This is a genomic window from Brevibacillus sp. AF8 (assembly GCF_021270385.1).
In the GTDB taxonomy this organism is placed as follows: Bacteria; Bacillota; Bacilli; order Brevibacillales; family Brevibacillaceae; genus Brevibacillus.
Window position 1 is genome coordinate 425,702 of record NZ_JAGQDN010000001.1, and the last position, 23,249, is coordinate 448,950.

Here is a 23,249-nt window from a genome sequence, read left to right on the forward strand (position 1 = left end):
AGGCGCACCAAAAAAGCCGATAATGCTGCGAGAGCAAATCGGCTGTCGTCATTTATTGGCGGGACACCTTGACGAGCTCCCCTGTCGAAGCATCGATAAAGCTATAGCCATTCTTCCATTTGCGCTGGTAGACCAACTGCGGTTCGGGAGCTCTTTGACCATCATACTGCTCCCACACGTAGACCAGTTCCAGGTCAATTTCTTGTTGGATCGTTTCTTTTGCTTCTGCTGCACTTACAATCTTCTTGGAATCTGGAAGGGTAATGCCCGGGTTGAGAGGGTGGAGGTTTAACTTTGTAATCGTCCCCGTTGCCTTGTCTACCCTCACCATATAAGACTCGTCATATACTTCGATCCCGTTGCGTTTTCCGAGGAAAGTGAATGAATACGCTTTATCCTCTTCCTTATCCAGCTTGTTCTTGTCTACCCACTCCGGAATATCCTCTTCAGGAGTCTCTATGATAAGCGATAGCTCCGTTAACGCCGGGTCAAGATAAGGTACGAGTGCTGCGATCGCTTTTTTCTTCGCTTCCTCTACACTGATTTTCTGCTCTGTTTTTCGTTCGTCTGGCAAAATCAGATCGAAGTCGATGAGCCGATCACTCTGTTCATCTGTCGTGATGCTAACCAGCTCAAATGCAGGCGTACCTTTATTTGAATCGTTCATCCAACGATAGGATTCGATTGTCTGAAGTCCATCTAAAAGATTGTCCTTGTGATCATCGTATTCAAAGGTCGCACCAGACACATCAATACCAAACTGAGTTTTCAGCCATTTCTCTCCTTGTTCGCGGGAAGCTATTTTGATGCTTTTCCCTTCTCCTTTTACATGAACACTCTCTCCTGACATTTCGGTTTCTTCCCTTATGACTTTGCCGGTTAGAGCGTCGATCCAACCACTGGTATTCAATTGATAAATGAGCATCGGTTTCATTTCTGCCGATTTTCCATTTTTTGCATAGGAAATCGGCTGCTCCGATACGTATACCAGGTCCATCTTAAGCTTGTCCTTATAGATTTTGCTCGCTTCCTCAAGTGTTATCGCTTTTTTCGGATCAGGCCAGTTCACTTTGCTAGGATCGATGAAATCATACGCTTCATAGCGAATAATATGACCAGCATGATCAACGGATACAGAGAGAGAGTTGCTGGACAGAGGGAGGTTATTGATGAGAGAGTGATAGTCGACGGTGGTGTGAGCCCATTCCAGCTTGTTGCCTTTCCCGTCACCAGATCCTGCTTTTCCTCTGCCGAGATTTTGTTCGGCTTTCAGCTGTTTTGCTTCCGTACCGAATAAGTCCTCGATAAAAGTTGCAGCCTTGTCTCTGGCAAGCTTTTCTTCCGGGTAATCAGCTGAAGCCCATGCTGGATTTCGGATATTCATGAAAAGCAGTCGGCCCGTATGCGCATCCAGCTCAAGCCTAACGGATGAGTATGCGTCATACTCTTCTTTTTTAGCTGTTTTTGGCATGTTGGTGAAGTGCAAGCTCCAGATCGGTGCAGGATAACGGCGAAAGCTGTCTTCCTTATAATGTTTATTAATTAACCTATACCCTTTCAACTCGCTCGCGTACCTTCTCTTCCATTTTCTCAGTTGGCAGAGAGGAAGACTTATCCTGTAGTGCTCCCCTCTGACACCGTCAACTCCGAGGGGAATTTGTCGTTTCTTCAAACCGATGCATTCGTTTGTAGAATGTACTTCTGGGGATTCCCAGAAGTTTTGCCGCTTTCGACACATTCCCGTTCGTCTTTTGCAGCGCCTCGACCATTTGCTGCTGCAATATCTTATCGCGAAACGAAAGAGAAGCCCCATGTTCCTCCATCCTCTGCTCAGAAAAGCTAAGGCTGGAGGAGACGCTTTTGCTCAACTCTGCGTTTTGATAGAGCAAGGAATGCAGCAGATGCAAGAGGTCGTCGCAGCTGTTCATAGAGAGAATCCGCAATTTATCCAGTACATTCATAAGCTCGCGAATGTTTCCTGGCCAGGTGTAAGCCATCAGCGCGGCAAAGAATTCCGGAGGGAAAACAGCATCCCAGTCATGCTTTTCGCAGTAATGGTGAACGAGGTGCGGGATGTCTTCTGCCCTCTGCCTGAGTACCGGAACATGCACCGGATATACGTACAGACGATAAAAAAGGTCTTCTCGGAACTTACCTTCTTTGACCAGTTGATGGATATTGCGGTGCGTGGCCGCAATCACGCGAAAATCGACGGGTATCTCTTGACTGCCGCCTAGCGGAGTAATTTTCCGTTCCTGCAAGACACGGAGAAGCGCCACCTGCATGGAGTGGGGGATTTCCCCAATTTCGTCCAAGAAAATAGTTCCTTGGTGGGCAAGTTGGAATTTCCCCTTCGCTCCGGTTCGCTTCGCCCCGCTGAACGCCCCTTCCACATAGCCGAATAGTTCGCTTTCCAGCAGCTCTCTCGGGATCGCGCCGCAGTTTACCGCAACGTACGGCCCGCTTGCCCACTTGCTGTTTTCATGAATCGAACGTGCGATCACTTCTTTTCCGGTGCCTGTCTCGCCCAGGATAAAGACATTGATGTCCGTGGAAGCAACCCGTCCAAGCTCTTCCAGCATCTTTCGAAATACACGGCTTGTGCCAGCTTCGCCAAGGAACCGAAACGGCTTGGCGGAACCCTTGTCCTGATAGACGGCCTGCCTTACCTGTTGCTCCTCTGCATTCCGAAGGTAGATACATTTGCCGATGAAACCACCGTGCTCCGCAGAGCAAATCGGCACTTCCATCCGATTTTGGTACCCGCGTATGTATATTTCATCGGCACGCATCCCACTCCAGTTCGGAATGTTCTGACGAATCGACCTACTCGCCGCGACGACGTTTTGACGTGGGGTGCAAATAATGAGCGGCTGTTCCTTTTCCAGTACTTCCATCGATCCCTGAATCAATTCCATCTCATCGCGATGAGAGCGGATTTTCACTTCTTTTTCCAGCGTATAAGCGGCTTGGGTAACAATCCCCAGCATGTATGGATGCGCCCGGTCGACCGGGCACGAAACGTCGAGGATACCCAGGACCTCCCCGTCATCGCTGCGTATTGGAGCGGCAGCACAGCTCCAGCCATGGGAAGCTATGGAATAATGCTCCGAGCCGGTTACCATAATCGGCTGCCCCAGTGACAACGCCGTCCCAATTGCATTTGTCCCCATTTCGGCTTCGGTCCAGCGCACGCCCTCTACGAATCGTATTTTTTCGGCTACCTCCCGGACATTTTTGTTTCCCTTCATCCAGAGCACGTAGCCTTCCGGATCGATTAAAAGCGCGATCATTCCCATCTCGCTCGCGATTCGATCCATTTTTTCGAGAAAAGGGGCAGCGACGTCCATAAGCAAAGCATTCTTTTGCTGTTGGTGCCTAAGAGATTCCCCGCTCAGAATGTGCCTTCCCCGGTCCAAGTACGGGCTGACTTGGGCGTTCCGGGAGCGATACCAAGATTCGATGATGGATTGGTGAATCCGGGAAGAATCCAATACACCTTCCTGAACGAACCGCTTCCACATCTGCGAACTTAATGCGAATTCAAACAAGATACATTCCCTCCCTCAGTAACTCGCCTGAAGTAACTCCTGCCAGAATGTATGCAAGGTCGTCTCTCTTTGTCTAAATTCTAATCAAAAATCGCAGCGCTTACAATGGCCCAAAGCAAAATTCCCCCTGGGTTACAGGGGGCTTTTGGTTGCACCGATGCTTCAGGCGTGCAAGGCATGACCGATGGCAGACAGCAGAGCTTCGTGAACAGCTTCAGACAACGTCGGGTGGGCAGAAATGAACGTTTCCATCATATCCGCCGTCATTTCTCCGTGGATCATGACCGTTCCTTGTCCGATCAACTCCGTCGCACGCGGACCTACGATGGACACACCCAGTATTTCGTTGTATTCCGGTTCCGTGATGACCTTCACCTTTCCGATCGCTTCACCGAGAATCATTGCCTTGCCATTAACAGAGAACGAGAATTCTCCGATTCGCACGTCTCCGTATTGCGACCTGGCTTGCTTCTCAGTGAGGCCGACACCAGCGATTTCCGGCGACGTGTAGATGCACCTCGGTACGGCCCGATAATTGGCTTTGGCGTCCAGACCGCACGCGTGCAAGGCTGCTACCGTTCCCTCATGAAAAGCGACATGGGCGAGCTGGATGCCTCCGACAACATCCCCGCATGCGTAAATATGTGGCACGTTCGTTTGCATATGCCCGTTTACGAAAATACCTTGCTTGCCGAATGCTACACCCGCCCGATCAAGTTGCAGTTCAGCCGTCCGTGGTATCCTTCCGACGGCAACCAGCACAATCTCTGCTGCGACTTCCCCGCTACCATCCGGGTTCTTGAAACGAACGGTTTTCGTCTGCTGATCGACCGAGGTCAACGACGTGGAGGTCAAGATCTTCACCCCGGTTCGTTCCAGCTGATCATGCAGAACACCCGCAATATCCGCATCTTCGCCGGGGAGAAGCTGATCCGCCATTTCAATCACTGTCACGTCGCACCCCATGCGACTGTATATGCTAGCAAACTCGCATCCGATGACACCTCCGCCGATAATCAGCAATGTCTCGGGAACCGCTGAAAGCGACATCGCGTGTCCGCTGTGGATGATCCAGCGACCGTCAAACGGCGCAAACGGTAGCTCAATCGGCTCCGATCCCGAAGCGATGATGATTTTATCGGCTTCAACAATTTCTTCTCCTTGATCATTCTCTACCGCTATTTGGCGTTGGCTGACAAAACGAGCCTTGCCCGTCAGCACCTTGATTTTGTTTTTTCTCATGAGAAATCCGATTCCCATGACGAGTTGCTGTACGATGTTGTTTTTGTAGCTCTGCACTCCCGGCCAGTCAATCGATACTTCCCGCTCGGGCACGCGAATTCCGAAACGGCCGGCATGCTTTATTTTCTCTGCCATCTCCGCGGACTCCAGGAGCGATTTGGTTGGCATACATCCTTCGTTCAGACAGGTCCCACCCAACACCCGCTGCTCGATCAGGGTGACCTGTTTGCCCTTTTTTGCGGCGGCAATCGCTGCAACGTAGCCGGCAGGTCCCCCTCCGATCACTGCAATCGTACTCATCCCATCACGTCCTTCACAAGAGCATCCGGTACGGCTCTTCCAGGTATTTTCTCAGCGTGTATAAAAATTCGGCTGCCGGTGCTCCGTCCAGTACGCGATGGTCGAACGTCAGGCTGAGCGGGAGAATGCTCCGCCGCTGCACTTCCTCATCGATGAAGACAGGCGTTTCCTGCACGGCCCCTACGCCGAGAATGCCTGCCTCCGGTGGATTCAGCACCGGCGTAAAGAATTCAATTTCGTAAGCTCCAAGATTCGTAATGGAGAAGGTAGACCCTTGCATCTCTTCCATGCCAAGCGTCCCTTCCCGCGCCTGTGCAGCTAGCGCTTTGATCCGGCGGGAGAGGTCCAGCACCGATGTTGATTCCGCGTACCGAACGACCGGAACGACCAGCCCTTGTTCGAGCGCGACGGCTATTCCCAGGTGGACGTGCCCGTACCGATGAATCCGGTCATCGATATAGGCGCTGTTTACTTGCTTGTGCTTTAGGAGAGCGAGAACCGTCGCCCTCGCGATAAGATCGGTTAGGGTCAGCTTGATGTCGTGCTCTTTTTGAGTGACTTCGTTCATTTTCTTTTGCAAACCGATCAAGTCCGTGACATCGGCCCGTGTGGTGATCGTAAGCTGGGCGCTTTCCCGCAAACTGGCCATCATCCGGGAAGCGATCACTTTCCGCATGCCCGTGACAGGCAATTGCTCCGTCGTTTCCTCCACGACAACGGCAGGTGGTCTATCATCCTCCGCTGCTACAGCCTGCTTCGCCTCCCGGTCAGCGATCGCCTTTTCTACGTCTTCCTTTGTGACCCTGCCCACCGGTCCCGTGCCGATGAGAGATTCCAAGGGGAGACCGGCCGCCTCGGCCAACTTGCGCGCGACCGGGGAAATTTTCACTTCTTTCGCAGCCGCCGGACTTGCTGCTATTGTGGTTGACTTCGCCGCAACCTCTGGCTCCGCCGGCTTTTTCTCGGGAGCAGCCGTTTCGAACGTCGCCGTTGCGGCCGTTTCCTCCGAGATTTGCTCGCTTGGATGACCGATATATCCAATGACTGTTCCAGGCGGCACACCCTCCCATTCCGAAACAGCGATTTTCAGCAAAACACCGTTCGCCGGTGCTTCCAGATCCGCCTCGATTTTTTCCGAGCTGATGCTAGCGATCACTTCTCCTTTGGTTACCAGATCGCCGACTTGTTTGTTCCAATGGGAAACCGTTCCCTCTTTCATCGCCATTCCCATCTTCGGCATGAGCACCTCTACTGCCATCGGTTTTCCCTCCGTTTTCTTTCTTTCGTTCTGAATCAGACACTCAACAGCGATTTGTCGCCAAGCAGTTCGGATACCACTTGAATCACCGTTTGTGGCGTCGGTAAGTACAGGTCCTCCAGCACAGGTGAGAACGGAACCGGGGTATGCGGTGCTGTAATCCGCTTGATCGGCGCATCCAGACTGTCGAAGCCTTTATCCGCGACCAAGGCCGCGATGTCGGTCGCAATGCTGCAGCGTGGATTTGCCTCGTCGATGACAATCAGCCGATTCGTCTTTTGAACGGACCCCAAGATCGCATCCTCATCGAGCGGCGACAGGCTGCGCGGATCGACGACCTCCGTTTCAATTCCTTTCCTGGCGAGCAGCTCCGCCGCCTCCAAGGCTGTATGCACCTGTTTACCAACCGCGACGATCGTCAAATCCGAACCGGCCCGCTTGATGTCCGCCTTGCCAATCGGAATTGTGTAATAACCGTCTGGCACCTCCCCCGTCATGTTGTATAGCGTTTTATCCTCAAAAAAGATTACGGGGTCATTGTCCTCGATGGCTGCCAGCAGCAGCCCTTTCGCGTCAGCAGGTGTGGACGGGACCACCACTTTAATGCCAGGAATGGCCGTGAACAGAGCATAAAGGCTTTGCGAATGCTGCGCCGCCGCCCGGAATCCGGCGCCGTGCGTCGTGCGGATCGTAACCGGCACCTGTGCTTTGCCGCCAAACATGTACCGGAACTTGGCTCCCTGGTTCAACACCTGGTCCAGGCAACTCCCAATGAAATCGTTGAACATCAATTCGGCAATCGGGCGAAGACCAGTGGTCGCAGCAGCCATCGCCGCCCCGATATAGCCCGCTTCGGTAATCGGGGTATCCAGCACCCGCTCTCTTCCGAACTCCTGGACGAGGCCTTTCGTTACCCCGAGAACGCCTCCCCATGCCTCTTCATCCTGCAAATGGTCGACCTGTGCCCCGCCAGCTACATCCTCGCCCATCAAAATCACGTTTTCGTCTCTGCGCATCGCCAGTTTCATCGCCTCGTTGATTGCCTGCGACATGCTCATTTTTTTGGTCATGTTCCTTCCTCCTTTGCTATCGTTTTTTCAGTACGACACGTATACGTCTGTCAGCAGTTCGGACGGCTCCGGGTACGGACTGTTTTCCGAAAACGCGACTGCTTCCTCGACCGCCTTGTCAACCGCAGCTTCGATTTCATCCAACTCGTTTTCAGTAAACAGCTTTCCGGAGAGCAAATCGTTCCGGAATTTCCTGATCGCATCTATTTCCGACAAATGCGCCTTCTTGTCTTCTTCTTTTTTGTATTTCTGGGCGTCGCCCTCAAAGTGGCCGTAGTTGCGGTACGTCACGCACTCGATCAGAGTCGGCCCCTCTCCCCGGCGGGCACGCTCGATCGCTTCCTGTGCAGCCTGATAAACGGCCAGTACATCCTTGCCATCCACTCGGATGCCGGGAATATTGTAGGCGATCGCACGGTCCGCAATGGTTTTGCAGCTGGAGGCGTACGAAAACGGCGTGGCTTCCCCATATCCGTTGTTCTCTGCTACAAACACGGCGGGCAGCTTCCAAATGGCTGCCAGGTTGATCCCCTCATGGAACGTCCCCTGGTTGTTCGCTCCGTCACCAAAGAAACATACGCTTACAGCGCCTGTCTGCTTGTACTTGGCAGTCAAAGCGGCTCCGCAAGCAAGCGGATAGCCTCCACCGACAATGCCGTTCGCCCCGAGCATTCCTTTGTCCAAATCCGCAATGTGCATGGAGCCTCCCTTCCCTTTGCAAAGTCCCGTGGCTCTACCGTAAATCTCCGCCATCATTCCATTCAGATCGCACCCCTTTGCGATGCAGTGTCCGTGCCCGCGATGCGTGCTGGTAATGGTATCGCTGTCGTCCAGGTGCGCGCAAAGCCCGACCGCGATGGCCTCCTCCCCCGCGTATAAATGGACGAAACCGGGTATTTTCCCTTGGCCGAACAGGTCGTGCACCTTGTCCTCGAACTTCCGGATCTCCAGCATTTTTTGGTACATCCAAGCGGCCTTTTCGCGGGACAACGGAATCCCTTTGACTTGCTGATCCACTTTCGTCATTTACGTGTCTCCTCCTCGAACATGTTTTATTGAGGTCCAGCCTTTGACTCAAGGGATATCGCAAAAAGTATGCCAACCGCCGAAGCAGGTCACATTGCGGTTTTTTGTAACCGCTTTACTTTTTGGGGGGAACAAAAGTGGACACCTGTCTCGTTTTGTCTCCTTTTGTACACTGGCTCACCGCATACCTTTGGACGGATAAGGGGTACGGCGAGGGATGAATTTTTGGAAATGGGTAATGTTTGCGAATAAAATAAGGAAGCCTCCGGTAACCTGTCGCAAACAAGTTAACCGAAGGCTTCTATGTAGCACGGTGTTTCTCCTTACCTCTCTTCCTTCCGCTTCCTTCTCAATACATGGCGTTCCTTCGCTTTTTCATACTGTATCCGCTCTTCTTCTGTACCAGGAATGACACCAGGCACGCTCGTCGGCTTTCCTTGATCGTCGCGGGCAATCATCGTCAGATACGCACGGGCTGTCATCCGCTTTTCTCCGGTCAACAAGTTCTCCGCTTCCACTCTCACGAATACTTCCATCGATGTCTTATGGGTCCAGGTGACATATGCCTCCAGGTTGAGTGCTTCCCCCGTCTTGATTGGCGCTAGAAAATCAAAGGAATCGCTGGACGCAGTGACAACAGGCTTACGGCAATGCCGCATGGCTGCGATGCAGGCGATCTTGTCAACGTATGCCATGACTTTCCCGCCGAAAATGGTATGGTGGTGATTGGTATCCGGCGGCAAGACGAGATCAGTCAAAAAGGTTCTCGATTGTTGGATCGGTCGCGCTTCTGTCATCATTTGTGTGGCTCCTCTCATCGTGTGCACCTTCCCTACTGGGCTGTCAAACGACTCCGAATCGCTTTGGTTGCCGCAACCATGTTTCGCAATGACTGAACGGTTTCTTCTCTCCCTCTTGTCTTCAGCCCGCAATCCGGGTTAATCCAAAATTGATCAGGTGGAAGTACTTGTACACCTCGGGCTACCATATCTTCCATCTCAGAGACAGCTGGAACTCGGGGGCTATGGATATCGTATACGCCGAGCCCGATGCCTTTGTCATATGTACCTGTTTCGAACACTGACACGAGCTCTCCGTGGCTGCGGGAAGTCTCAATCGAAATCACATCGGCATCGAGCTCACTGATGACATCCATGAAATCATGGAATTCGCAGTAGCACATATGTGTATGAATCTGTGTGCTCGGCGCAACGGTAGAGGTCGCTAGACGAAACGCTCTGACTGCCCATTCGAGATAAGCGGCTTGCTCTTCTTTTTTGAGCGGAAGTCCTTCGCGCAGCGCTGGTTCATCGACTTGAATCATGAGAATCCCCGCTTCTTCCAAGGCTTCTACTTCCTTTCGCAATGCCAAGGCAATTTGTTCGCACACTTCTTCTCTGGAGACATCTACCCGAGCAAACGACCAGTTCAAAATGGTTGCTGGGCCCGTTAACATGCCCTTCATTGGTTTGTCGGTCAATGATTTTGCATACACACTTTCCTTGACCGTCATTGGTGCCACAAACTCTACATCTCCGTAAATAATAGGAGGCTTGACGCAGCGGGAGCCATATGATTGCACCCAGCCGTTTTTCGTGAACAAAAAGCCATCGAGCTTTTCGCCAAAATACTCAACCATATCTGTTCGTTCGAACTCACCATGGACCAGGACATCCAGTCCGAGCTCTTCTTGGATCTTGATCCATTCCTTGATTTGCGCCTGAATGAAAGCATCGTATTGCTCCACTGTCCAACTCCCTTTTTTAAACTGTTGTCGGGCTTGGCGAACCTCTGCCGTCTGCGGGAAGCTTCCGATTGTGGTAGTTGGCAGCAGTGGCAACTTCCACGTATTTTGTTGAATCTCTCGACGTTCGGGATAAGGAACACTTCTTTCAAGTTTTGCAGTAGCGATTTGACGTAAAGCATTCTTTACTTCTCCCCGATTCCTCGCTGGGGATAATGCTAGCTTCAGCAAGTCCGCTTCATTTTGGGCGATCTCTTTTGATATAACATATTTACCGTATCGGAATCCTTGGACTAAAAGCTGTACTTCCCCCAGTTTTTCGTCGGAAAACGCCAATGCAGGCATGACTTCCTCTGGCAAACCGCTCTCTGCCTCAACCGTTACCGGTACATGCAACAAACTACTGGACGGCTGCAGCCACAGCTTTTCGAGCGGAACAATCTCGGAAATTTCTTTGACCAGCTCCCATTTCTCCTCAATGGATGCACGCCATATGTTTCGACCGTCGATGATTCCCGCTGCGAGAATCTTTTCTGCTGGAAACCCGTGTTTTTTCAGATTGGTTAGATTTCGCTTCGATCCGTGTACAAAATCAAGACCGATTCCTTTTACCGGTAAGGAAACCAGCTCCTCATACCAATCCACTGCTTCAAAATAGGTTTGCAGCATGCACTGCAGATGTGGTAGAGCTTGACCCATTTGCGCATAGATACGCTTGATGAGGGCGCGTTCTTGCTCCGAAACATCCAGTACAAATGCAGGCTCATCGATTTGCACCCATTCCACACCGTGCAGCTCCAACTCCTGGAGAACGTCTATGTAGAGCGGTACGAGTTGATCCACGACGATCTCCAATTCGTTTTTCTCATATCCTTTGGACAATTTGACAAACGTATACGGGCCTACAATGACGGGCTTTCCGATGATGCCATACTTTTCTTTGGCCTCCAAATATGCCTGGAGAGGCTTGTTCTCGGTTATGGTTGGTTGTCGTTCCCCGAATTCCGGGACGATATAATGGTAGTTCGTGTTAAACCATTTCGTCATTTCGCTGGCGACAGCTTCTTTCGAACCGCGAGCCATGGCGAAGTATGTCGCTAATGAAACCGGGCCGCCCTCGTATTCATAGCGCTTGGGGACCAATCCAAACATCACAGCCATATCCAGCATGTGATCGTAGTACGTAAAGTCACCTACAGGGATCAGCTCGACCCCTTTTTCCTGCTGAACCAACAGGTTTTGGTGACGGATTTGCTCCATTTGCTGAACCAGGCTTGCCTCATCGAGGGTGCCAGCCCAAAATGCTTCCAATGCCTTTTTCCACTCGCGGTTCTTCCCGATCCGTGGATATCCCAAATTGCTGCTTTTCATGAGCTTCCTCTCCATTCTTCATTCGATCCTGACTTGAATCCGCCCAATAAAAAAGGCATCTCCAACGATCAAAAAGAACGTTAGAAATGCCAAATAAGCACTGAGATCACAGCATCCTAACACCTCCCTATCTCCCGTAGGTTAAGCAGTGTCGTCGAAACAGGCAGGTCTCCTGACTTTGGGATCATCATCTGCACATGCCTTCCCAATCCGTTTGGATCAGTGGCTGATAAATGTGCCGACTCCCCACATACAGTGGCGGGACCGTGTCGGATTCTCACCGACTTCCCTTTTCATCCTTGGTCGAGCTTGATAACCAAAGAACCTGTTCCCACTCTTATGAAATTGTCATGGTTCTGTGAAGTGCCCCCTTAAACGAGCAGGGCAGCATACTGTTCATACAGTAACACAGATTCCATTTTTTGTCATACTAAAATCTAAAATCATCGTCCGTCAATGGTTCTACGTTTAGCGTGCGGACATAACCATTTCCTTTTTTCGAGAAGAAGTCATGCTGCTTCGTCTGCGTACGAATTCCGTTCAGCACGATTGGGTTCACTTCTTCCTCCGGGAAAAGCGGGTCCAGCCCCAAATTCATCAATGCCTTGTTCGCGTTGTAGCGCACGTAGGCATGAACCTCGTCAGCCAATCCGATTTCCGTATACAACGAAGTCGTATAGGCCTCTTCATTTTCTTGCAGCTCATGCAAAAGGGCATACAGCTCCTCTTTTGCTGCGGTCTGCTCGACCACACTCAGACCTTGATAGACTTCTTGCGCGAGAACGCCGACATAGAGTCCATGGATGCTCTCGTCGCGAACAATCAAATCGATAATTTCCCCGCTGCTTGTCATCTTTCCTTGACCCGCCAAATAGAGCGGATAGAAGAAGCCGCTGTAAAACAGATAACTTTCCAGGAAGACGGACGCTACCATCGCCATATACAAATCTTTCGGTTTCTCAATTTCTTGATAGCGTTTCGAGATGAGGGCCGCTTTCTTTTGCAGATGTGGATTATTTTCTACCCACGAAAAAATACCGTCAATCTCTTCTGTCGATGCCAGCGTGGTAAAAATACTGCTGTACGATTTGGCATGGATTTGCTCCATCATGCCCATGAAGGCGAGAACCGCTTTTCTTTGCAGTCCATCGACATGCTCCATGATTTTCGGCATCCCTACTCCACCTTGAACCGTATCCAGCAAGGTGAGACCGCCCAATACTTTTTTATACGTGTCCCGTTCAGTTGCACTGAGCTCCATCCAGGCCATCTTGTCATCTGATAGCGGAATCTCATCATCCGTCCAGAACTGCATGATGTTTTGATTCCAAAACGTCATCGTAAAATCGTCGTCCGGCCTGTTCCAATTGACTGCTTTCATATGGCGTTCCTCTTCTCTTTTTGCTTGATGCTTTTCCTTTTATGAATCGCGTTCACTAAACCGCGCAGCTAATGCACTCTTCTACAGTCAAATGCTTCGTACGCGTATAGTAGAGTGACTTCAGACCTTTTTTCGCTGCGTAAATGTAATAGCGAGCCAGTTCTCTGGTTGAAATGTTGCTGTTCACGTGCAGCACAGTCGATATTCCTTGGTCGATGTGCTCTTGAATTTCGGCAATCAGATCAATTACTTTGAATTGATCGATCACATATGCCGATTTGTAGTAAAAATAGTTTTCCTGCGACAAGTACGGCATCGGGTAATACGTCGTAGAGTTGGCATACGTTCTCGTTTCGATATGCTCAACGATTGGCATCACGCTAGAAGTCGCATTCTGAATGTAGGAAATGCTCTGTGTCGGTGCAATCGCCAAACGATACGCATGGTAAACGCCATGCTTTTGCACCTTTTGCTGTAGCTCCGCCCAATCCTCTGGCGTCGGAATGTGCATTCCTTCAAAGAGAAGCTTTGCTTTTTCCGTCCGTGGGCTGTAGTCATTCGTCACGTACTTGTTAAAATAAGTGCCCTTTGCATATTCCGATTGTTCAAAGCCCAAGAAGGTCTTGCCTGTTTCCTTGGCAATTTCCATGCTTTTTTCCAAGGAGTAGAAGTTCATCATCATGAAAAACGTACGGGCGAAATCTCTCGCTTCTTCACTTTCGTAAGCGATTTTGTTCTTTGCCAGATAACCGTTCAGGTTCATCGCACCGAGACCTACTGAGTGCAGCTCGCGGTTAGCCTTTTGAACGCCTGGAGCGTTTTCTACACGCGTCATGTCACTTACGGCTGTAATGGCTTCGATTCCTTCGTGGACAGATTCACGGATCATTTTGCGTTCCATCACGTTGACAATATTGAGAGATGCCAGATTGCAGCTAATATCGCGACGGATGATGTCCATCTCGCCGTAATTGGTGATCGTCGAAGTCTCCTGCAGCTGGAAGATTTCCGTGCACAGGTTGGACATTTTCACCGAGCCGAGATCTTTCAGGGCATGATTGTTGTTCGCATTCGTTTTGTTCATGATGTACGGATAGCCTGATTCCATTTGGATCATCGCGATTTTGGTCAACATCTCGCGTGCGCTCATCACGGTCTTTTTCTTGATGCGATCGTTTGCCAGGAGCTCCTCGTACATGTCATCGAGGTCCATATCATCCAGATGCACGCCGTATTCTTTGTACACGGAGTACGGAGCAAACACAGTCAGTGGCTTGTTTTCCTCAGCCAGCTTGTAGAAAACGTTTGGTACGATCAGGCCGATGGACAACGTTTTGATGCGCGCTTTTTCATCTGCATTGATCTTTTTGCAATCGAGAAACTCGTTGATATCCCAGCCGAAAATGTTGTAATACGCTGCACCTGAGCCTTTGCGTTGGCCCATTTGATCCGCGTAGGAAAATGCATCTTCCAACAACTTGAGGACTGGCATGACACCTTTTGCCGCGCCCTCGACGCCTTTGATCGGCTCTCCTCGTCCGCGGAGCTTGGACAGGTTCACGGCTACCCCGCCGCCAATTTTGGATAACTGCATACAAGTGCCCAAAATAAAGTTGATAGAGTTCAGTGAATCATCCATTTCGAGCAAGAAGCAGGAGACCATTTCTCCGCGGCGGCTTTTGCCTGCGTTCAGGAAAGTTGGTGTCGCTGGTTGCAAACGTTGGTCCATCATGGATACTGTTAAACGCTTGGCGAGCTCAAAGTCACCTTGTCCAAGGGACAGTGCCACAACGGCCACCCGGTCTGGATACTGCTCCAAGTACATCGATTTATCGTTCGTTTTCAAGGCGTAATCTTTATAAAATTTGGAGATAGCCATATACGAAGCAAATTGAAAATCAGCGTCATAGGCCAAACGGAAAACTTCATCAACCTGCTCAACCGTGTATGTTTCATAGACGTTCTCATAGAAGTCATTCTCGATCAAATAGTCCATGCGTTCTTTGACACTGTTAAAAGTCATCGTGTTGGACTGCACTTCTTCCATGAAGACCGCAACCGCTTCCCGATCCTTTTCCAGTTGATAAAATCCGTCGTTGCCACGCTGCATCAGTTCGTTGTTCAGTTCAATATGCCGCAATTGCTGCCACCCCACTCGTAAATTGTTCCACGTCACGGCCGGTACCGGACAGTTCAAATTTAGAAATCACCGGAACGCCATATTGGCTCGCGATCGTATCCGCGCTTTTGGCAAAGCTGGTTCCCCAGTTGCGGTTGCCGCTGGCAGATACTCCGCGCAGATGGACATGATTTCGCTTCAGGAACGTCGCCACCTTCTCCGGCACTTGTCCGAATCCCGTCGTGTATGTGACCAAAATGAATGGCTCGTCCAGCACCATATCTTGATTAATTTCCACATGTGGCAAATTAATTTTGTTGACGAATCTTCGGACGTTTCCTGTTTTTGAATCATAAGCGATTAGCATGTCCCTCATCCTATCCTACTATTTTTACTCTGTATGTATGTTATTTAGCCAAAGTAAAAGCGCATCCGACGTTTACATGCCGAATGCGCGTGATGACTTCCATCTAGCAATTCGCCAATGCGAATTGAGCGCTCGAACACTTCCCTATCTCCCGTAGGGTAAACAGTGCAAGCGGTTAGGCAGGTCTCCTGGCTTTTGGATCATCGCTCCATTTACACCTTCCCGATCCTTCAGGATCAGTGGCATTTTTTCGCAAATGGAACTCTCTCATTACAGTGGCGGGACCGCGTCGGATTCTCACCGACTTCCCTATTAAGTCTACCAAATCTGGCTGGCAAACACCTTACCGCATCAATATGTAGTTGGTAAAACTTACTTTACCTCAATATATCGTAGGAGTCAAGCTCAGTATGGGCTCTTTTCGAAAACTAACTATTCTCCTTTTTCGGCTATTGCCAATCTCTGGTTCTCGTTCATATAATAGATTTTGTGCGTGCTGGTTAGCCTTGGGGAGATTGGAGAGTAGCCTTCATGAAAAGCACCGACTATCAACCTGTCGTCATTCCTCGTTCATACAGTAAAAACATGACCTATCAAGAGCGAGACTATCACATTTTCGTAAGTATACCTGCTGATCCCGCTCCGGAATCAGGTTTTCCCGTCATATATTTGCTAGACGGCAACTCTGTTTTTGCCACCATGACCGAAGCGATACGGATACAATCACGTGACCCTGAACGAACTGGTGTGTATCCTGCTATCGTCGTCGGGATTGGCTATCCAACGGAGGGTCCGTACCATCCTGCCCGTTTCTTTGATTACACATATGAAGTTCCAGCCTCAGAGCTTCCTTGCAACCCAAGTGGTACAGAGTGGCCTCAGATGGGGGGAGCGGAACAGTTCCTCACCTTTTTGGAGGAGGAGCTCAAACCTAGCATTGAAAATGACTTCCCCATCGATCGGACGCAGCAAGCGATTATTGGACATTCGCTAGGTGGCTTGTTTGTTTTGCATGTACTTTTGACCAAACCACATGCTTTTCAACGTTATATAGCTGGCAGTCCCTCGATTCATTGGAATGAGAGCGTGCTGCTTGCGAAGGAGAGTCAATTACCGAAGCTGCTGACAGATGATCTCGACGTCCATGCGCTCCTCAGCATTGGGGAGTTGGAAAACGATGGCCGGTTCTTGGTCAAAGAAAAATCCCTGGCGATGGTCGTACGATTATCCTCCATGGGTAAAGGTCAAATCAAGGCTTCCTTTAAAGAATTTGCTGACGAAAATCATTCGTCCGTTTTGCCAGTCCTCATTAGCTATGGACTCAAATTCGCTACGAAAAAAACTGCCCGCTAAAAACGGGCAGTTTTTGTTTATCATGATTTGCTTACTGTAGTGATAACACTCTGGTGATTTGGGGCAGCTCTTCGATGGCGGAAACAATCGTCGGTGTAATCTCTTCATCAGTCACAGAGACAAGCAGGGCATTCTTCCCTTTTTGCTCGCGCGATACATTCAACTTGGAAACATTGATTTCATACTCGGCCAGTTTTCGTGAGACATCATAAATCACGCCTGGATAATCGATATGGTGAACCAACAATCCATGGGCCCCTGGAGGTATGCGACACGCACAGTAGTTGATTTCACTGATGTACACTTCTCTCCAGTCTTGCGCAAAGGTGTACTTGTTCGCTCCAACACGCAAAATCGCCAAATGATTCGCATATTCGCCGGAGCTGTGTTGGACAGGAACCTTCATTCCGAGTCCTTCCACTAGCAGTGTTGCGATTTCCTCTTTATTCTCATGAGCAAGAATACTTAATTGTGCACCCGCTAACTCTGGCTCGAGTCTTCGAATCAGTTCAGCCAGCTCACGCAGTCCAGCATATTGGGTCATGTGATGCCTTCACTCTCCCAGTCAGGTTTATCCTTGTTATTACGGTAGAATCCATGCTTCCGGCTCTTTCTTGATGGAGGATTCGTTATCGGCACGATACCAAGCCGTCAACGTTTGCCCATCTTTCGTAAAGTGGATTCGGTAAATGGTATTGCCTTTTCCGCTGTTGGTAAAAGGACTTTCCTCCAGCGGAACCGCTGTCACTCCACCCGCGCTTACAACCCCGCCGTTCTCCTTGATGACGTTTTGGATCGTCGCCATATGCTCTTTACCCATGGAGGCCATCCCGAAATAAGAGATGATCGCCAAGAGAACTGCTCCCGCCAAAAATGAAACGATAATCACTTTTGATTTTTTCGTAGCATCCACCGAGTGCTTCCCCCGTCTATCTTAGTTCTCTTTATCGACTAAGCGTACCTTGTCAATCGTCCCTCCACCCAAGCATACTTCTCCATCGTAGAAGACAACAGCCTGACCAGGTGTCACTGCTTTTTGCGGCTGATCAAATACAACTTCTACGTTGCCATCCTCCAGCAGGTGAACGGTTACTCCCTGATCTGGCTGACGATAACGGAATTTGGCTGTACAAGAAAACGTTTCGGAAGGCTTCTTATCACTGACCCAGCTCACGTTGGTCGCCAAGAGACTCTTCGAGTACAGGCGGATATGATCAGAGCCTTCACCAACGATCAGGACATTCCGTTCCAGATCTTTGTCTACAACAAACCAAGGCTGTCCGCTCGTGCCATGACCTCCGCCAATCCCTAAGCCTTGTCGTTGACCCAATGTATAGTACATCAGTCCGTCGTGCGTACCGATGACTGCTCCATCTACGGTCTCAATATTTCCTGGTTTGGCAGGTAAGTAGTTTTGCAGGAACTCGCGGAAGTTGCGCTCCCCAATAAAGCAGATCCCAGTACTGTCCTTCTTTTTCGCTGTATAAAGTCCTGCTTTCTCTGCAATCTCCCTTACTTGCGGTTTCGGAAGATGACCGATCGGGAACATCGTTTTGGAAAGCTGTTCTTGGCCCAGTACATTCAAGAAGTAAGTCTGATCCTTGTTGTTGTCAGCGCCGCGAATCAGCTTGTACTCGCCATCGATGTACTTGACCTGCGCGTAATGGCCGGTAGCAATATAATCCGCCCCCAGATCCATGACCTTGGCGAGAAGCTCACCGAACTTGATTTCACGGTTGCACATGACATCCGGATTCGGTGTACGTCCTCGTTTATATTCATCCAAAAAATACTGGAATACCTTGTCCATGTATTCTTTTTCAAAGTTTACCGTGTAATATGGAATGCCGATCTGTTCACAGACGCGCCGGACATCCTGGAAGTCTTCTTCCGCCGTGCAGTGGCCGAATTCATCGGTATCATCCCAGTTTTTCATGAAGATGCCGATGACGTCATATCCCTGTTGCTTAAGCAGGTAAGCCGTCACGGAGGAGTCAACTCCGCCGGACATGCCGACAACGACGCGTGTATCTTCTGGTCGCTTCATAAGTCTTTCTCCTCTTATTCAATTTGTACCCTTACAGATTACCATGTTTCGCAAAACAAATCATGTTTTGTTGCACTTTTGCCCGATAGAATGAAAAAACGCCTGACGCATAGGTGGCGCCAGACGTTTGATAGCAAGGTTATGCCTGCGAAGATTCATCCTTGATTTCCGCGCGATATCCCTCGATGCTTTCTTCACGACGCTGATTTTTCGCTTCGAGGGTTGATTTTTCCTCTGCAGAAATCTCTCCAGCATGAGCCGTCAGGTAATCTTCGGACTCACGAATGTTCTCTTCCGTATTGGAAATCATCTGTTGAAGTTTTTCTGCGTTGTCAGAACGGTCATCCGGCTTCGCCATAATCGATACGCCTCCTACAAAGGGTTATATTCAACACCTTTACCATTGTGCGCCAATCATGGTTTCTTTATGTACCCGTGTTATAATAGAAGAAACGGATTAAACGAAAAAGAGGGTTTCACCTATGGCTTCCTTAGATTTGTTGGAAAGAAAGCTGCTTCGGATCATCTCTGATACAGATCCAGTCCGCCTGAAACGTCAATGGGTGAAGGGACAAAAGGTACCGGAATCCGAAGTGGAACAGCGCATGCGAATCGATCTTCTCTTGCGCAGACTCGACAAGCTCCCTGAGGCTAAGCGCCAAGAAGTGCTTGCGCTACTCAAGTGGTTTAGCTGGTAGAAGATTAGCGGATGGACGTTCCCAGACGCCACTGATCGTCTATCCGATTCATTTTCTTTATATCCACAATCGCATCATGATTCAGCGGTCCATAGATGTGTGGATACAGCAACCCGTCCTTCGCAGCCTCGTATTTGACTTCCGAAGTCGTTTTTGTTTCATCGACAACGAGTACATACAACTCCTCGTCAAACTGTGCATAGACGCGGTTTGCTACCTTTTCAAGCAGCTCGTCCCCTTTCGTCGCGTGAATAAAGCCTTCCTGCTCGTAATCGCGCGGCAAGTAGTGATCCTTGTCCATCCACTTTTCCCAGTATGCTTTTGGCACCATGCAGTAAATAATATTGTCTTGCATGTTTCTCCTCCGGTTTCGATTATTTTTTTGGCATTGCTTTGTTTAGGTGACGCATAGCTTTATCATAGAACATCTGCTCCATTCGTCCCTGATCATATCGCCATTGAACGAAGTTACGCAGAGAGTGCAAATCCACCCAGGCATCCTTTGCTTGCGGATCGCGGTCAGGTACCTCACCCGTTATTTCACCATCGTAGACAAGCTTCGCCATCTCAGTTGGATGCATACCGATCTGATAAGCGATTTGGTGCAATGCTATTTTCATGGAATCTCCCCTTGCTGTTCAAGGATACATCTTCTCTTCCGTCTATTGTCTATTGTGCCAGTCTTTTCGAATGATGCCAAGCCCCTAGCCCTAGCCCTACTCCCAAAGGATGTACCTTCCTCCCTTGCGTTTTGCTACAATGAACAGAGAATTTTAAGGAAGGGGCGGTATTCCATCATGTCAAATCAACGAAATCAACCACGAAAGAAATGGTTCCAGCGAAAACGCATCTGGATTCCCCTTCTTTTCATGGCTTTCCTCTTTCTAGGCAACAGCTCTTATCTTGCAAAAGAGCCAGAAGGCGAGCCTTTTTTACTTGCTCACCGCGGGATGGCACAAACCTTTCATATGGAGAACATCACCAATGAAACTTGTACGGCGAAACGGATTTATCCACCGGAGCATCCGTACCTGGAAAATACGATTCCGTCCATGCAGGCAGCTTTTGATGCAGGTGCGGACGTCGTCGAGCTGGATGTACAATGGACCAAAGACAATCGATTCGCCGTGTTTCATGACTGGACGCTCGACTGTCGGACAAATGGCACCGGTGTCACGAGAGATTATACCTTGGCCGAATTACAACAGCTCGACATTGGCTACCATTATACTGCGGATGAAGGGAAAACCTTCTCCTTCCGTGGAAAAGGGATTGGCATGATGCCCTCTCTCGATGATGTGCTACAAACATTCCCTAATCGATCACTGCTTATCCATATCAAAAGTAATGACCCACTCGAAGGGAAAGCGTTGGCGGATGTTTTGGCGGCGTTGCCTGCAAAACGACTGGCACAGCTCTCTGTTTATGGCGGTGACAAGCCAATCGAGACATTGAAACAACAACTGCCCCAGCTGCGTGTGATGTCTATGGCGACAATGAAAAGCTGCCTGATCCCGTACATAGCAGCAGGTTGGTCCGGATATGTACCAGAAGCCTGTGCACAAACCCAATTGCATATTCCCGATCAGATTGCCCCATGGCTCTGGGGTTGGCCGAATCGGTTCATGGCAAGAATGGAAGCAAAAGACACACGCGTGATCCTAGTCGCAGGCAGTGGAGATGTGTCGCAAGGCTTTGATGTTCCGACTGATTTAAATCGGGTGCCAGAAAGCTTTACAGGTGGAATATGGACGAACCGGATCGATCTGATTGGTCCAGCTTTTCACGAAAACGTAGAAAAATAATGAAACGGTTCTCAGACATATTCGTATATACTTATACGAAATAGACTTCCAACCTAACTAGGAGTGATTGATATGCTTAAGAAGCTTTTGAAAAATTTACTCGGTAATCACTCATCTTCGCATAAGTACCGGAAATACAGCAGCAGCGATTACAAACACCGCAGAAAGTATAGCTCTAGCAATCGGTACGGACATTCCCATTACGGCAGCTCTCATTATAAAAGAAAGCACTCCAGCCGTAGCTTCTTCAGCAGTTAAACAACTGTTTCACCAATGATTAGACAGCAAAACTCCGCTTATGCTAGCGGAGTTTTTTCATTATGCTCTCATGTCGCCTTTGAATCTACCCATAATAATGGTGTTGTAGTAATTGCCATCAGAAAGGACCTTGTCGTTTTTGAGTACCCCTTCGATTTCAAAACCAAACCGTTTGTACAACTCAATTGCCTTCTCATTCTTTTCCATTACATTCAACGTCATTTTGGTAATGTGGTTGGCGTCTGCCCAGTCAACCGATTCTTGCAAGAGATTCTTCCCAATGCCAAAACCCCAGAACTCTTGTAAAACACATACACCAAACTCTACTTTGTGGGCAAATCTATTTAAGTAAACGCCTGCACATCTGGAAAACCCGACAATCCGATCTTGAGTAACAGCCACTAAAAACAAATTTCTTGCACTTTCTGCATCCGTTTTGATGATGTGTTCGAATCCTTGCACATCGATGAAAGCCTCCCCTCTTTCTCTGTCCAAATTTTCAGTCTCACCATCGATTTGCAGTCGCAGTTCCGACAATTGTTGTGCATCTGTCTCCATTGCAGAGCGAATCGTGTAGGATAACCCGTTCACAGAAAGTAGTTGTTGGCTGATTATCATCATTTTCTCCTATTGGTAAAATTTTGGTCTTTCATCTTATCACAGGTAGGGGTCTTTGTGAATCTTCTCTATTTCTAAGGATAAAGAAAAAATCATATTGTGTTTACATAATATTTATTATGTCCATTTATACGACATACTGAGGATATGCTACAATAAGGAAAAGGAGCGTGTTCGCATGAATTTTTCCAAGTCATTTTATTATACGGTCGACCATTCCAAGGTAGAGGAATATAAGAAGATGCTCGATCTCATGAAAATCCCCTACATCGTGGAAGCACCGATTGTCTTGCTGAATCAAGGAGCGAATGAATACTCCTTCGTTTTTCCTAACATGTCAGGTCGCCTTTATGGAATGGTGAGCAAGTTATTTCAAGCGGATGGAAAGCCGTATTTGAAGAATGAAACATAGGCAAAAAAAAGGACCCAATGATTGGGTCAAAATAGGAAGTGGAGAGAATGCATGCCATGTTATATATTCTAACATAGAAAATTCGAATGTCAACCAAACTTTCGAATTTTCTGCGTTTTAATGTTAGGTTTTGTGACACACTCTCTTCTTTGTGCAAAGAAAGGAAAGAAACCTTACGATGAGTCGATTTTCATGTAAGGTTTCTATACGTTCCCTTATGCATGTACATTGATAATTTTCTCCATCTCGATCCATTGACTACCCGTTTGGTTTGCTAATTGAACACGTCTCGCCTTTGGGTCTACCCATTTGACCACACCCCACATGCTACAGGTATTCCCCCGCTCCCCCTCAAAGGACACACACCAGCTCACATTCAAGGGGTAATTCTCTCTTGCAGAATCTCGCAGCATGTACATAAATGCCTCTCTTTCTTCGTTCGTTACTTCAAGATTGCCGTTAGCCACACCTTTCCACCCGCCTACCTACGAACATTTGTAATCCAGATACCCATCCTGTGTGGGAAATTGTATTTACATTATAGGAAATGAGAACATAAGTTCGCAACCCTTTTTTCAATATTGTCCTGCCAAGTCGCACAAATTGCTTTATTTAGGAAGAATCTCTAA

General features: G+C 49.0%; 24 protein-coding genes and 2 riboswitches. Of the genes, 5 read left to right on the forward strand and 19 right to left on the reverse strand.

Annotated elements, in window-relative coordinates; genetic code table 11:
• Positions 1-52: 52 nt before the first annotated feature.
• The 11 genes from KB186_RS01510 to nrdI all read right to left on the reverse strand — a co-directional run bounded on the left by KB186_RS01510 (position 53) and on the right by nrdI (position 15,429).
• Positions 53-1,561, reverse strand: a complete 1,509-nt coding sequence (locus KB186_RS01510; protein ID WP_232772974.1) for a YcdB/YcdC domain-containing protein — start codon at positions 1,559-1,561, stop codon at positions 53-55.
• A 79-nt stretch (positions 1,562-1,640) separates the two neighbouring features.
• Complete coding sequence (locus tag KB186_RS01515) at positions 1,641-3,524, reverse strand: sigma-54-dependent Fis family transcriptional regulator (RefSeq protein WP_232773073.1); 1,884 nt, start codon at positions 3,522-3,524, stop codon at positions 1,641-1,643.
• 189 nt (positions 3,525-3,713) lie between these two features.
• Positions 3,714-5,093: a dihydrolipoyl dehydrogenase gene (lpdA, locus tag KB186_RS01520; protein WP_232772975.1), complete on the reverse strand. Its 1,380-nt coding sequence runs from the start codon at positions 5,091-5,093 to the stop codon at positions 3,714-3,716.
• Between the two features lie 13 nt (positions 5,094-5,106).
• Positions 5,107-6,351: a dihydrolipoamide acetyltransferase family protein gene (locus tag KB186_RS01525; RefSeq protein WP_232772976.1), complete on the reverse strand. Its 1,245-nt coding sequence runs from the start codon at positions 6,349-6,351 to the stop codon at positions 5,107-5,109.
• Positions 6,352-6,386: 35 nt separating this feature from the next.
• On the reverse strand, positions 6,387-7,421 hold the full coding sequence (locus KB186_RS01530; protein WP_232772977.1) for an alpha-ketoacid dehydrogenase subunit beta: 1,035 nt from the start codon (positions 7,419-7,421) through the stop codon (positions 6,387-6,389).
• 27 nt (positions 7,422-7,448) lie between these two features.
• Entirely contained in the window at positions 7,449-8,447 is a 999-nt protein-coding gene (locus KB186_RS01535) for a thiamine pyrophosphate-dependent dehydrogenase E1 component subunit alpha (RefSeq protein ID WP_173607767.1), read from the reverse strand.
• 323 nt (positions 8,448-8,770) lie between these two features.
• Positions 8,771-9,265: an acyl-CoA thioesterase gene (locus KB186_RS01540; protein WP_232772978.1), complete on the reverse strand. Its 495-nt coding sequence runs from the start codon at positions 9,263-9,265 to the stop codon at positions 8,771-8,773.
• Between the two features lie 14 nt (positions 9,266-9,279).
• The gene (gene metE / locus KB186_RS01545) at positions 9,280-11,562 is read right to left on the reverse strand and encodes a 5-methyltetrahydropteroyltriglutamate--homocysteine S-methyltransferase (RefSeq protein WP_232772979.1); all 2,283 of its coding nucleotides are present in this window, start codon (positions 11,560-11,562) and stop codon (positions 9,280-9,282) included.
• Between the two features lie 145 nt (positions 11,563-11,707).
• Positions 11,708-11,906: riboswitch (cobalamin riboswitch) on the reverse strand.
• Positions 11,907-11,992: 86 nt separating this feature from the next.
• Entirely contained in the window at positions 11,993-12,943 is a 951-nt protein-coding gene (gene nrdF, locus KB186_RS01550; RefSeq protein ID WP_087350004.1) for a class 1b ribonucleoside-diphosphate reductase subunit beta, read from the reverse strand.
• 55 nt (positions 12,944-12,998) lie between these two features.
• Entirely contained in the window at positions 12,999-15,083 is a 2,085-nt protein-coding gene (nrdE, locus tag KB186_RS01555) for a class 1b ribonucleoside-diphosphate reductase subunit alpha (protein ID WP_173607770.1), read from the reverse strand.
• Entirely contained in the window at positions 15,070-15,429 is a 360-nt protein-coding gene (gene nrdI / locus KB186_RS01560; protein WP_173607771.1) for a class Ib ribonucleoside-diphosphate reductase assembly flavoprotein NrdI, read from the reverse strand. The genes nrdE and nrdI overlap by 14 nt, the downstream gene beginning before the upstream one ends.
• A 161-nt stretch (positions 15,430-15,590) precedes the next feature.
• Positions 15,591-15,790, reverse strand: a riboswitch (cobalamin riboswitch).
• A gap of 170 nt (positions 15,791-15,960) precedes the next feature.
• Between nrdI and KB186_RS01565 the strand changes: the two genes are divergently transcribed.
• Positions 15,961-16,782 carry an alpha/beta hydrolase gene (locus tag KB186_RS01565; protein ID WP_232772980.1) on the forward strand — a complete coding sequence of 274 codons (822 nt, stop codon included), beginning with the start codon at positions 15,961-15,963 and terminating at the stop codon, positions 16,780-16,782.
• Positions 16,783-16,813: 31 nt separating this feature from the next.
• Here KB186_RS01565 and KB186_RS01570 read toward each other — a convergent pair whose 3' ends face one another.
• The 4 genes from KB186_RS01570 to tlp form a co-directional block, all read right to left on the reverse strand.
• Complete coding sequence (locus tag KB186_RS01570) at positions 16,814-17,326, reverse strand: ACT domain-containing protein (RefSeq protein ID WP_173607773.1); 513 nt, start codon at positions 17,324-17,326, stop codon at positions 16,814-16,816.
• A 39-nt stretch (positions 17,327-17,365) separates the two neighbouring features.
• Complete coding sequence (locus KB186_RS01575; protein WP_221868542.1) at positions 17,366-17,695, reverse strand: hypothetical protein; 330 nt, start codon at positions 17,693-17,695, stop codon at positions 17,366-17,368.
• Between the two features lie 21 nt (positions 17,696-17,716).
• Positions 17,717-18,829: a tRNA 2-thiouridine(34) synthase MnmA gene (mnmA, locus tag KB186_RS01580; RefSeq protein WP_173607775.1), complete on the reverse strand. Its 1,113-nt coding sequence runs from the start codon at positions 18,827-18,829 to the stop codon at positions 17,717-17,719.
• 139 nt (positions 18,830-18,968) lie between these two features.
• Positions 18,969-19,187 (reverse strand): small acid-soluble spore protein Tlp, encoded by a 219-nt coding sequence (gene tlp, locus KB186_RS01585; protein WP_173607776.1) that lies wholly within the window; start codon positions 19,185-19,187, stop codon positions 18,969-18,971.
• Positions 19,188-19,311: 124 nt separating this feature from the next.
• Here tlp and KB186_RS01590 point away from each other — a divergent pair, with 124 nt between their 5' ends.
• The gene (locus KB186_RS01590; protein ID WP_056487845.1) at positions 19,312-19,527 is read left to right on the forward strand and encodes a hypothetical protein; all 216 of its coding nucleotides are present in this window, start codon (positions 19,312-19,314) and stop codon (positions 19,525-19,527) included.
• A gap of 4 nt (positions 19,528-19,531) precedes the next feature.
• On the opposite strand, the gene KB186_RS01595 is transcribed toward KB186_RS01590, so the two are convergent.
• Both KB186_RS01595 and KB186_RS01600 read right to left on the reverse strand, forming a co-directional pair.
• Positions 19,532-19,882, reverse strand: a complete 351-nt coding sequence (locus tag KB186_RS01595) for a DUF952 domain-containing protein (protein ID WP_173607777.1) — start codon at positions 19,880-19,882, stop codon at positions 19,532-19,534.
• Positions 19,883-19,901: 19 nt separating this feature from the next.
• Complete coding sequence (locus KB186_RS01600) at positions 19,902-20,147, reverse strand: hypothetical protein (RefSeq protein WP_221868543.1); 246 nt, start codon at positions 20,145-20,147, stop codon at positions 19,902-19,904.
• A gap of 177 nt (positions 20,148-20,324) precedes the next feature.
• On the opposite strand from KB186_RS01600, the gene KB186_RS01605 reads away from it, so the two are divergent.
• Positions 20,325-21,332, forward strand: coding sequence for a glycerophosphodiester phosphodiesterase family protein (locus KB186_RS01605; RefSeq protein ID WP_232772981.1), 1,008 nt, complete (start codon positions 20,325-20,327; stop codon positions 21,330-21,332).
• A 72-nt stretch (positions 21,333-21,404) separates the two neighbouring features.
• On the forward strand, positions 21,405-21,590 hold the full coding sequence (locus KB186_RS01610; protein ID WP_083994995.1) for a hypothetical protein: 186 nt from the start codon (positions 21,405-21,407) through the stop codon (positions 21,588-21,590).
• 60 nt (positions 21,591-21,650) lie between these two features.
• Here KB186_RS01610 and KB186_RS01615 read toward each other — a convergent pair whose 3' ends face one another.
• On the reverse strand, positions 21,651-22,208 hold the full coding sequence (locus KB186_RS01615) for a GNAT family N-acetyltransferase (protein ID WP_232773074.1): 558 nt from the start codon (positions 22,206-22,208) through the stop codon (positions 21,651-21,653).
• A gap of 178 nt (positions 22,209-22,386) precedes the next feature.
• On the opposite strand from KB186_RS01615, the gene KB186_RS01620 reads away from it, so the two are divergent.
• On the forward strand, positions 22,387-22,620 hold the full coding sequence (locus KB186_RS01620; protein WP_173607780.1) for a hypothetical protein: 234 nt from the start codon (positions 22,387-22,389) through the stop codon (positions 22,618-22,620).
• A 215-nt stretch (positions 22,621-22,835) separates the two neighbouring features.
• On the opposite strand, the gene KB186_RS01625 is transcribed toward KB186_RS01620, so the two are convergent.
• Positions 22,836-23,087 carry a YolD-like family protein gene (locus KB186_RS01625; protein WP_173607781.1) on the reverse strand — a complete coding sequence of 84 codons (252 nt, stop codon included), beginning with the start codon at positions 23,085-23,087 and terminating at the stop codon, positions 22,836-22,838.
• Positions 23,088-23,249 lie beyond the last annotated feature (162 nt).

Coding starts and splice junctions, on each gene's coding strand:
- nrdF (WP_087350004.1), bottom strand. CDS start 12,943: ATGAAAGCAGTCAATTGGAACAGGCCGGACGACGATTTTACGATGACG.
- KB186_RS01570 (WP_173607773.1), bottom strand. CDS start 17,326: ATGACCCAATATGCTGGACTGCGTGAGCTGGCTGAACTGATTCGAAGA.
- KB186_RS01535 (WP_173607767.1), bottom strand. CDS start 8,447: ATGACGAAAGTGGATCAGCAAGTCAAAGGGATTCCGTTGTCCCGCGAA.
- KB186_RS01515 (WP_232773073.1), bottom strand. CDS start 3,524: ATGTGGAAGCGGTTCGTTCAGGAAGGTGTATTGGATTCTTCCCGGATT.
- KB186_RS01540 (WP_232772978.1), bottom strand. CDS start 9,265: ATGAGAGGAGCCACACAAATGATGACAGAAGCGCGACCGATCCAACAA.
- mnmA (WP_173607775.1), bottom strand. CDS start 18,829: ATGAAGCGACCAGAAGATACACGCGTCGTTGTCGGCATGTCCGGCGGA.
- KB186_RS01610 (WP_083994995.1), top strand. CDS start 21,405: ATGCTTAAGAAGCTTTTGAAAAATTTACTCGGTAATCACTCATCTTCG.
- KB186_RS01525 (WP_232772976.1), bottom strand. CDS start 6,351: ATGGCAGTAGAGGTGCTCATGCCGAAGATGGGAATGGCGATGAAAGAG.
- KB186_RS01565 (WP_232772980.1), top strand. CDS start 15,961: ATGAAAAGCACCGACTATCAACCTGTCGTCATTCCTCGTTCATACAGT.
- KB186_RS01590 (WP_056487845.1), top strand. CDS start 19,312: ATGGCTTCCTTAGATTTGTTGGAAAGAAAGCTGCTTCGGATCATCTCT.
- nrdI (WP_173607771.1), bottom strand. CDS start 15,429: ATGCTAATCGCTTATGATTCAAAAACAGGAAACGTCCGAAGATTCGTC.
- KB186_RS01595 (WP_173607777.1), bottom strand. CDS start 19,882: ATGCAAGACAATATTATTTACTGCATGGTGCCAAAAGCATACTGGGAA.
- lpdA (WP_232772975.1), bottom strand. CDS start 5,093: ATGAGTACGATTGCAGTGATCGGAGGGGGACCTGCCGGCTACGTTGCA.
- KB186_RS01620 (WP_173607780.1), top strand. CDS start 22,387: ATGAATTTTTCCAAGTCATTTTATTATACGGTCGACCATTCCAAGGTA.
- KB186_RS01615 (WP_232773074.1), bottom strand. CDS start 22,208: ATGATAATCAGCCAACAACTACTTTCTGTGAACGGGTTATCCTACACG.
- metE (WP_232772979.1), bottom strand. CDS start 11,562: ATGAAAAGCAGCAATTTGGGATATCCACGGATCGGGAAGAACCGCGAG.
- tlp (WP_173607776.1), bottom strand. CDS start 19,187: ATGGCGAAGCCGGATGACCGTTCTGACAACGCAGAAAAACTTCAACAG.
- KB186_RS01600 (WP_221868543.1), bottom strand. CDS start 20,147: ATGAAAATAGCATTGCACCAAATCGCTTATCAGATCGGTATGCATCCA.
- KB186_RS01605 (WP_232772981.1), top strand. CDS start 20,325: ATGTCAAATCAACGAAATCAACCACGAAAGAAATGGTTCCAGCGAAAA.
- KB186_RS01530 (WP_232772977.1), bottom strand. CDS start 7,421: ATGACCAAAAAAATGAGCATGTCGCAGGCAATCAACGAGGCGATGAAA.